Annotated in this window: 8 protein-coding genes; 4 read left to right on the top strand and 4 right to left on the bottom strand. The window is 43.2% G+C overall.

Features of this window, described 5'->3' with window-relative positions; translation table 11 throughout:
- The first annotated feature begins 255 nt into the window (after positions 1 to 255).
- Positions 256 to 1,662, top strand: a complete 1,407-nt coding sequence (locus ACGHAV_RS16835) for an alanine/glycine:cation symporter family protein (protein ID WP_390383335.1) — start codon at positions 256 to 258, stop codon at positions 1,660 to 1,662.
- A gap of 66 nt (positions 1,663 to 1,728) precedes the next feature.
- Here ACGHAV_RS16835 and ACGHAV_RS16830 read toward each other — a convergent pair whose 3' ends face one another.
- Both ACGHAV_RS16830 and ACGHAV_RS16825 read right to left on the bottom strand, forming a co-directional pair.
- Positions 1,729 to 2,385: a cupin domain-containing protein gene (locus ACGHAV_RS16830; RefSeq protein WP_390383332.1), complete on the bottom strand. Its 657-nt coding sequence runs from the start codon at positions 2,383 to 2,385 to the stop codon at positions 1,729 to 1,731.
- An 87-nt stretch (positions 2,386 to 2,472) separates the two neighbouring features.
- Positions 2,473 to 3,090, bottom strand: a complete 618-nt coding sequence (locus ACGHAV_RS16825) for a flavin reductase family protein (protein WP_390383329.1) — start codon at positions 3,088 to 3,090, stop codon at positions 2,473 to 2,475.
- A 207-nt stretch (positions 3,091 to 3,297) separates the two neighbouring features.
- On the opposite strand from ACGHAV_RS16825, the gene ACGHAV_RS16820 reads away from it, so the two are divergent.
- Positions 3,298 to 4,425, top strand: a complete 1,128-nt coding sequence (locus ACGHAV_RS16820) for a hypothetical protein (RefSeq protein ID WP_390383326.1) — start codon at positions 3,298 to 3,300, stop codon at positions 4,423 to 4,425.
- 468 nt (positions 4,426 to 4,893) lie between these two features.
- Here the strand turns inward: ACGHAV_RS16820 and ACGHAV_RS16815 are convergent, their stop codons facing one another.
- Positions 4,894 to 5,445, bottom strand: a complete 552-nt coding sequence (locus ACGHAV_RS16815; RefSeq protein ID WP_390383323.1) for a carboxymuconolactone decarboxylase family protein — start codon at positions 5,443 to 5,445, stop codon at positions 4,894 to 4,896.
- Positions 5,446 to 5,613: 168 nt separating this feature from the next.
- On the opposite strand from ACGHAV_RS16815, the gene ACGHAV_RS16810 reads away from it, so the two are divergent.
- A complete protein-coding gene (locus ACGHAV_RS16810) occupies positions 5,614 to 6,204 on the top strand; it encodes a TetR/AcrR family transcriptional regulator (protein WP_390383320.1) in 591 nt (196 codons plus the stop codon).
- A gap of 65 nt (positions 6,205 to 6,269) precedes the next feature.
- Here the strand turns inward: ACGHAV_RS16810 and ACGHAV_RS16805 are convergent, their stop codons facing one another.
- A complete protein-coding gene (locus tag ACGHAV_RS16805; protein WP_390383317.1) occupies positions 6,270 to 6,875 on the bottom strand; it encodes a hypothetical protein in 606 nt (201 codons plus the stop codon).
- Positions 6,876 to 7,150: 275 nt separating this feature from the next.
- Here ACGHAV_RS16805 and ACGHAV_RS16800 point away from each other — a divergent pair, with 275 nt between their 5' ends.
- Positions 7,151 to 7,561 (top strand): thiol-disulfide oxidoreductase DCC family protein, encoded by a 411-nt coding sequence (locus ACGHAV_RS16800; RefSeq protein ID WP_390383314.1) that lies wholly within the window; start codon positions 7,151 to 7,153, stop codon positions 7,559 to 7,561.
- Positions 7,562 to 7,987 lie beyond the last annotated feature (426 nt).

The following is a 7,987-nucleotide window of genomic DNA, read 5'->3' as shown; positions in this document are numbered from 1 at the left end:
GAAAAGCCGCTCTTTTGAGCGGTTTTTTGCTTTTTGCTATATCCAAGAGCAAATCTTCATAGAAGGCGCGCTTTTTTCTTCCCCCTTTTCGCCACGCGTCATGCTAGTATTATTGTTTTACTACATTAGAGCTTTACCGAACTTTTCCGACATTGCACTTTAGTCACCTTATTCAGCTAGGCTAATTGAGTGCATTGCTCGCTTTTCTCTGTCAGCAGTTAGGCTCTAAAAAATAACAATAACAAAGGAAATTGCGTGATTAACGATCTCGTTTCTATTGTAAATAATGTGTTGTGGGGCGACGGCCGAGTACTTATTGTCATGCTTGTAGCCTGTGGCGTTTGGTTTACCGTAAAACTTGGTGGCGTGCAGCTTCGTCATTTCGGCCACATGTTTTCGTTGCTAAAAGGCAGTAACACCGCAACAAAAGACGGCATCAGTTCGTTTCAAGCCCTTTGCACAAGCTTATCGGCACGCGTGGGTACGGGTAACTTAGCCGGTGTAGCCGTGGCTATCTCGTTAGGCGGCTCAGGCGCTATTTTCTGGATGTGGATGATTGCGCTTTTAGGTATGGCTACCGGCTTTGCTGAAAGTGTTTTAGGTCAGCTTTATAAAGTACGCGATGAAAACGGTGAGTTTCGCGGCGGCCCAGCTTACTACATAAAACAAGGCTTAAATAAAACCTGGCTTGCTGTAGCCTTTTCGCTGTGCCTTTTCTTTGGCTATGGATTTGTATTTAGTGCTGTACAGGCAAACACCATTACCGATGCGTTAAACAACGCTTATACCTTTCCAAAAGAAGTCGTTGGCTTGGGAATTATCGCTCTTGCCGCATTAATTGTTGTTGGCGGCTTACGTGGAATTGCGCGCTTCGCCGAATACGTAGTGCCTTTTATGGGTATTGGCTATGTATTGGTAGCGCTAGGCATCACCATTATCAACATTTCAGAACTTCCCGCCATGCTATTGGATATTGTGAAATCGGCATTTGGCTTACAGGAAGCTGGAGCTGGCGCGTTAGGTGCAGCTATAAAAAATGGTATTCAGCGTGGCCTTTACTCAAATGAAGCCGGTAGCGGCTCTGTACCGCACGCAGCAGCGAGTGCAGCTCCAAACCCTAACCATCCCGTTTCGCAAGGCTATATTCAAATGCTAGGCGTGTTTCTAGACACCATGATTTTGTGTACCGCTACTGCTTTTATTATTCTGCTAGCAGGTGGGTCTAGTTCAGAACAAATGGAAGGTATACGCCTTACGCAAGATGCCATGAGCAGTCACTTAGGTGAAGGCGGTACCGACTTTGTTGCCGCGGCAATTAGCTTATTTGCGTTTACGTCGGTAGTGGCAAACTATGCCTACGGCGAAAGTAACCTACACATGTTTAAGCTTGATAACCGTATAGGCCGTGCCGTGTACACCATTGGTTACCTAGGTATGATTTATTGGGGTGCGCAAGCTAAGCTGCCGCAAGTATGGGCAATGGCTGATATGGCGCTAGGGCTTATGACCGTAATTAACATTATTGCCATTATGTGGATGACCCCTACTATTGTAGCTATCAGCAAAGACTACTTTAAAAAGAAAGACAGCGGCGAGAAAGTGGAATACAAAGCTGGTGATTGCGAAATACAAGGTAAGTCTGAAGACGGCGTGTGGGATTAACGCTTCACATGCAAATAGCATAAATGCAAAAGGAGGCCGTTCGGCCTCCTTTTTTGGTTTGACGTTTTACAGCGCCACAGGCAAATGCCCTGTTTTCACCCAAATCACGGTCTCGTCATCAACATAGGGGTGGTGCTGACTCATATGAGGGCTGCGAAGCCATGTACCTTTGGGGTAACTACCATGCTCGTCTTTAAAGGTTCCTGAAAGAACAAATATTTCTTCACCGCCAAAATGTTTATGCGGCTTGAAAACCTCGCCAACAGGCCACTTTACTAAAGCAACGTGTTCATGCTCAAAATTATGCAGCGGCATTACTTGAAGACCGCCCTGCCCTTGAAGCCATGGCGAAGTATTGGTATTTACCCTTACCTCTTGCAGGTCTCTTTTATCAAACTGGTTAAGCTTAACTAAAATAACGCAGCCTTCTTTACTAAACGGGCTATGCTTACTTCCCGGCGGATTGCGAAGATAGGTACCAGCAGGGTAATCGCCGTGCTCGTCGGAAAATACGCCTTCAAGCACCAATATTTCTTCGCCCAGTGGGTGACTATGTTCCTTGAAACTTGCGCCCGCTTCATACTTCACCACACTAGTAGTATGCCCCGACTCTTTCGCCTCTCGTTCAAGCGGTTTACGCCACACTGTGCTAGAGGGCGAAGGCTGCCACTGTTCGTCTTCAGTACCAATAGCTAAGCGTTCATCAAAATTCATATTCAACATATACAACCTGCTTTACATTATTATCGCTTTCTCACACTGCACTCGAATCGTGCTGCACTATTGGCTCGTGCTGCGCTGGAACATACATTATCTAGGCCTAAGCAACTCAAAGAAATTATCTTCACTAATACCAAAATAATCGCCAGGGCCTCCACCACGCATAACCGGGTAGCCTTTCAGTGTTTTGTAAACGCCGTCCTCTATAAGCGATTTATCGATATGCACGCCCACTACTTCACCCATGATAAACCAGCTATTCACGGCCTCACCTGCTGCCCCTTTAAGCTGCACGATATCGGTAACTTGGCACTCCATACTGACTAAGCTAGCTTTAACGCGTGGCACATCGACAACGTTACCAGGCGCCCACTCTAGCCCTGCAGCTTCAAACTCGTTTTCCCCGCGCGGTAATGGCTTGCTGGTTTCATTCATGGCCTCAACGAGATGTTTCGACACTAAATTCCAACAAAATTCACCTGTGTCACTCGCGTTCTTTAGTGAGTCTTTATCGCCTACGCTTGAAAAGCCAATTATGGGCGGCGTGTAATTTAAGGCGTTAAAAAAACTGTAAGGCGCTAAATTTAACGCGCCCTCTTTAGAGCGCGTAGATATCCAGCCTATGGGGCGCGGCGCAATAATGGCGTTGAACGGGTCGTGCGCCAAACCGTGCCCATGCTGGGGTTCATAAAAATGATAACTAGCCAATAGATGTCCTTACTTAAATGTGTTCCTACACAGCGCGTGTTTTGAGTACCAAGCATTCTGTCGGCACTCATTAATGCCGATTTGCTCAAAGAGCACAAGCGCAGTACAACAAAAACCTTTATTTGAATATTTAAGAGTGTATAACACTTCCGTTAGTGTTACGTAGCCTGATACCATTTCGATTAATCACCAAAGGGAGATGAGTTGTTGAAAGCATTGATATTAACCGGGCAAAATCAATACAGCGTTGTAAGCTATTTTTTAAACGGCATAGCTGACGATTTGAAACTGCTTGGATACGATGTCGATTTCTTAAATGTTGAAAACCAAACCAACATAGATAAGGGCCTTCCACACATTTGTGCGCTAGAGCAGTATGCATTTGTTATTAGCTTTAACGGTGTAGGTTTAGGCAAGCTTTCAGACACCCACGACACCCTAGCCTATGCGAAAACAAACCCACTTTATGTATTTTGTGTAGATAACCCGCTGCATTTAATTCTGCGCTTTTTCGGTCATCCGGTTACTGTATTATGTGTTGCACAAGAGCACGTGGAATTCATGCGAGCCTGTGGCATAAAAGCACATTATTTCCCGCACGCCATCGCGCAAAATGACCCTGCTTTCAGCAGTAATGAAGATGCCAGTAGCGAAAAACAACACAGCCTTAAAAAACCAAACAGCATATTGTTTCCTGTATCTTTTAACGACAAACAAGCAGCATTTAACGAACTGACTCCCGTATGGAAGAGTTTAGGCACCGCTATAGATGAATGCACTAACGTGACCGGTTTCTTGCAGCGAATTGGCGTAATACCTACAGCTACCTCACCCGCACGCACCACGCTTAACGAAAGTATATTAAGAATATCTGCCGTGGTAGACCGTTATTTACGCGCTAAAGAGCGCGAGGCTTGTTTACTCGATTTTGCACAGCGCGGAATTAAGTTATCCGTAGTAGGTAATAACGTAGAACGCTACCGTAACGTATGCGACTTTCATGAGTATGAACAAAGTGTGTCGTTTGATGCGCTTCGCGACAAATTCAAGCAGTATGAATTTGTGCTGCATCAATCACCGGGCTTCGAGCGTGGCTTACATGAAAGAGTAATACATGCCATAGCAGCTGGTACGAATGTTATAACGTGGAATGCGCCTTTTGCGCTGTCTGCTTTTAACAATGCTGGCGCTTTTGCGCATGATGCGCAGCTACCAAATGCTACCGATACACTTTATACCGATGCAGTGGAGGCTGGAAAAAACCGGCTTTTAACAAACCACACATGGAAAGCACAGTTAGCGTATGTATTGAAAGCGCAGAATACCACTGAATAGCTAAAGAGGTTCAAATTTCATAAAAACATCATTGATGTGTAACGTTGCTGACTTTTATTCGGGTGACATTAGCAGGGTGTTAAGTTTTTAAGACTGGAAATATGAACAACTCTACATCAACTTCACATCTTACTTGCGTAATAGAAGCTATCGCCCTAGTCAAACATAGCAACCATTCCTTAAGCGAAGAGTTAAAAGCACAGCTGCTTGCAAAAGGTTACGATAATAGCGTAACAACACATGCTGTAAACGTTCTTAGCGCACAGCGCCCTTTAGTATTATAACCTGCCAGCTTTATTAAAAGCTTTCGAGTTGACCATGATATCTGCATTAGTGATCTATACCGTTGTCAGTATTGTTGTATTTGGCATAACCGAATACTTTTACTTACTTCAATTAAAACAGCGCGAAAACTAGGTCTCCGCGCTGTTTTACATTTCAGCTATTCTTTGAATAACGTGAACCTATCTACTTAGGTGACCAATCGAACTTTTTGAACGGCTCGTCTACTGGGGTTTCAGCCAAGTGATTGGTGTAGTTGCTCATTACTTTTTGCGCCAATATAAGCACAATTTCTAGCAACTGTTGCTGCTTGTAGCCCGCTTCAAAGAAAGCATTAAGCTGTTCGCCTTCTACATTGCCGCGGCCACGAGTCATGGCTAACACGGTTTGCTTCAGCGTATTAAGTTTGCCGTCTGATAACGTTTCATCGTTTCGCAACTCTTCAATTAGATCATCGCGTACTGACATACTTTTTGCGATCCCCGTGTGTGCCGGAACACAGTAATGACAAGCATGCTCAACATTAATGGTTTGCCACACAACGGTAAGCTCTTCAGCGTTAAACGATGTTTCTTGCGCTAGTTTGTGCAGTACTTGGTAACCATCTAATAGCGTTGGCGCTTCTGCCATTACTGCGTGAAGGTTCGGGATCATACCAAACGCGCTCTGCGATTTTTCTAGTAAAGGCTTTGCTGCTTCTGGGGCTGTTTCTTGTGTATGTATTGTAAAATCAGTCATGTCACTCTCCTATCGATGTGAACTAAATATGTTGTGCATTTACTATTAAGTGCACGAACAAATGTACTTACTGAGCTGTAACTGTTTTTAATAATAGGTTTACTTGAACGAGCGTTCAAGCAATAATTGAACAGTCGTTCAAAACTTTCGCGCATAAGGTATATCCGTATGAAATACAATCAAGATGAAGTTATTGAAAAAGCAACAATTCTGTTTTGGCAGCGTGGCTTTCAAGGTGCGGGTATGCGTGATATTCAACAAGCATTGGATATGCGCCCGGGCAGTATTTACGCGCGCTTTCAAAGTAAAGAAGGCTTATTTAAGCTGGTGATAGACAAATATGCCGAGAACAGCGAGCTGCGATTAAACCAAGTTGCAAATGCAAATTCACCGTTAGCCGCATTACGCGATTTTTTTGCGGAAGCACTATTACACCCTAACAAACTGCGTTTTATGCGTCAGTGCTTGTTGATTAAGTCGGTAAATGAATTAGACGCAATTGGCGATATTGCAAAAAAAGCAGTAATTGAAGGTATGCAAACGCTTCAAAACTGCTTCAAAAATATAGTGGTTAACGCCGTTGAAAAAGGCGAACTACCCAACAATACACCAGTAGAATTATCTGCTAACTTGCTACAAAATCAATTTGTTGGCTTGCGAGCGTTTGCCCTTATGCAAGACGACCAAACCCAAATTTACACCATGATTGATAAAGTTATTAGCGACTTAAAACAGCCGTGGCCTAGCGCCTTACACTAGGCTACTTATGTTTAGTAAGCGGAAAGTAGATATGGTGCTAAGGACATTTGTGCGTAAATAAGCCATTAAACGAAATAAAAGTCGCCCGTTACTAGCGCGACTAATACGGCAGTACCAAAACAGCCATAACCTGCGGCTCTGCAAAATCTTGCAGCTTTATAATAGGTTAATTCGTTATCGCGTTTGTCGTAGTGGTCGGCAATTTCTACAATTAAGACCGCTGCGGCAAACACAATAGCGACACTCATTACAACCGCAGAAATACCAGACAGCGCAACCACTAGCTTCTTCGCAAGCGGAACCCATAGTTCATCAATGTAAAGGCCGTAGCTACCGTAAACAACAATGCCCAACGCAAACATTGTATTGAAAGCACGTTTGCTGAAGGGTACTTCATTAGGAATGTAATTTCCCTCTTCGCAGTATTGGGGCTTAGGTGGTTCGCACGTATAGCTGGGCATAGGCTCTGACTCTACTTGAGGGCCATAAGCTTCTTCTAAAGCCGAGTTGGTTATCTGAAGCCCTTCTGGTGTTTCAACCAGCAGATCTTTTTCGCGCATAATCGCGCTAAGCGATGAAAACCGTTCAGGGTATGTTTCCCTATCAATACTTTCAAATGCCTCAAGCAATGCTTTATTTGAGTAGTTTTGGTAGTTAGGCCCTTCCAACAATAGTAATTCCTTTTAACTTCGGTACTTTCACTAAAATAATTTACAAAATGGAATGATATAAGATACTGCATTTGCGTGAAATACCCCAATTTCACCTGCACGCCGTTTTGGTGTTTTTAAACTTTGAGCAAAAAACACCAATGTGAAATTTATTAGTAATTGCAGTAGCTTATGGGTTAGGCTTAATAAAACTTAAACGGACAAAAACCCCGTTCCGGTTCGGGAAATCGTACCGTTTTGGGGACGATTAATATGTTATATCGCGGGATAGTTCAGTGGAAGAAAAGAACTTAGTTATTTACGATGGTGTGTGTAACTTCTGTAATGGAGCTGTCACCTTTATTTTGAAGCGCGACAAATCTGAACGTTTTATATTCTCACCAATGCAATCAGAATATGCCCAAGAAGTAATCGAACGCTATAAAGTTGATACTGTAGGTGTTGATACTTTTATGTTGGTCAAGAACGGACACGTTTTTCTTTGGTCAGACGCTGCATTAGAAATCGCAAAAGACTTAACTGGGTTCTGGTTTTTATTCGGTGTAACTAAAATATTGCCGAGCTCTTTCAGAGACTTCTTCTACAAAATCTTTGCTCGCAACCGCATTAAGCTTTTCGGTGGTACAAAGCATTGTCAGATTCCCGATAAAAAGGTCTTAGGGAGGTTCAGAGGTCTTGCGATATAACAAACAAATAAAGTCACTCGCTATCGCTCGTTGGGACGCTAACACGCAGGGCCACTTCGTTACTATGCCCTACATGTTATCGCCCCTTATTTAAAAGTTAGTACCCTCGGAGCAGGAAGCTTGAAAGTAAAACCATCCAAAAAGCTATATCTAAAAATGCTGAGAAGTCTTTTGATAATTAGCGTTCTATTCGGTCTTACTGCATATGTCTGGTCAACTTCAGTTTATGAATGTATTTCTATCTTTTCATGGGAATTTTGCGGCTCTATTGGCCAAGCTGAACTAATTTACCCACTTTTTGCTCTAGATGTGCTGCTAGCTTTTTATTTACTTTCGCCATTTTTTACCTATTTCAGCTATCGTGAAATAATCAAAAATAGGAATAATATTAAATAATGTTGCTAGGTAGTATTGGGTTTACGGGCA

The sequence above is a fragment of the Alteromonas sp. MTD1 genome, from assembly GCF_042848195.1.
Taxonomy (GTDB): Bacteria; Pseudomonadota; Gammaproteobacteria; order Enterobacterales; family Alteromonadaceae; genus Alteromonas.
Note: the sequence above shows the minus strand (reverse complement) of the source record. Positions and strands in the feature narration are given on the sequence as shown.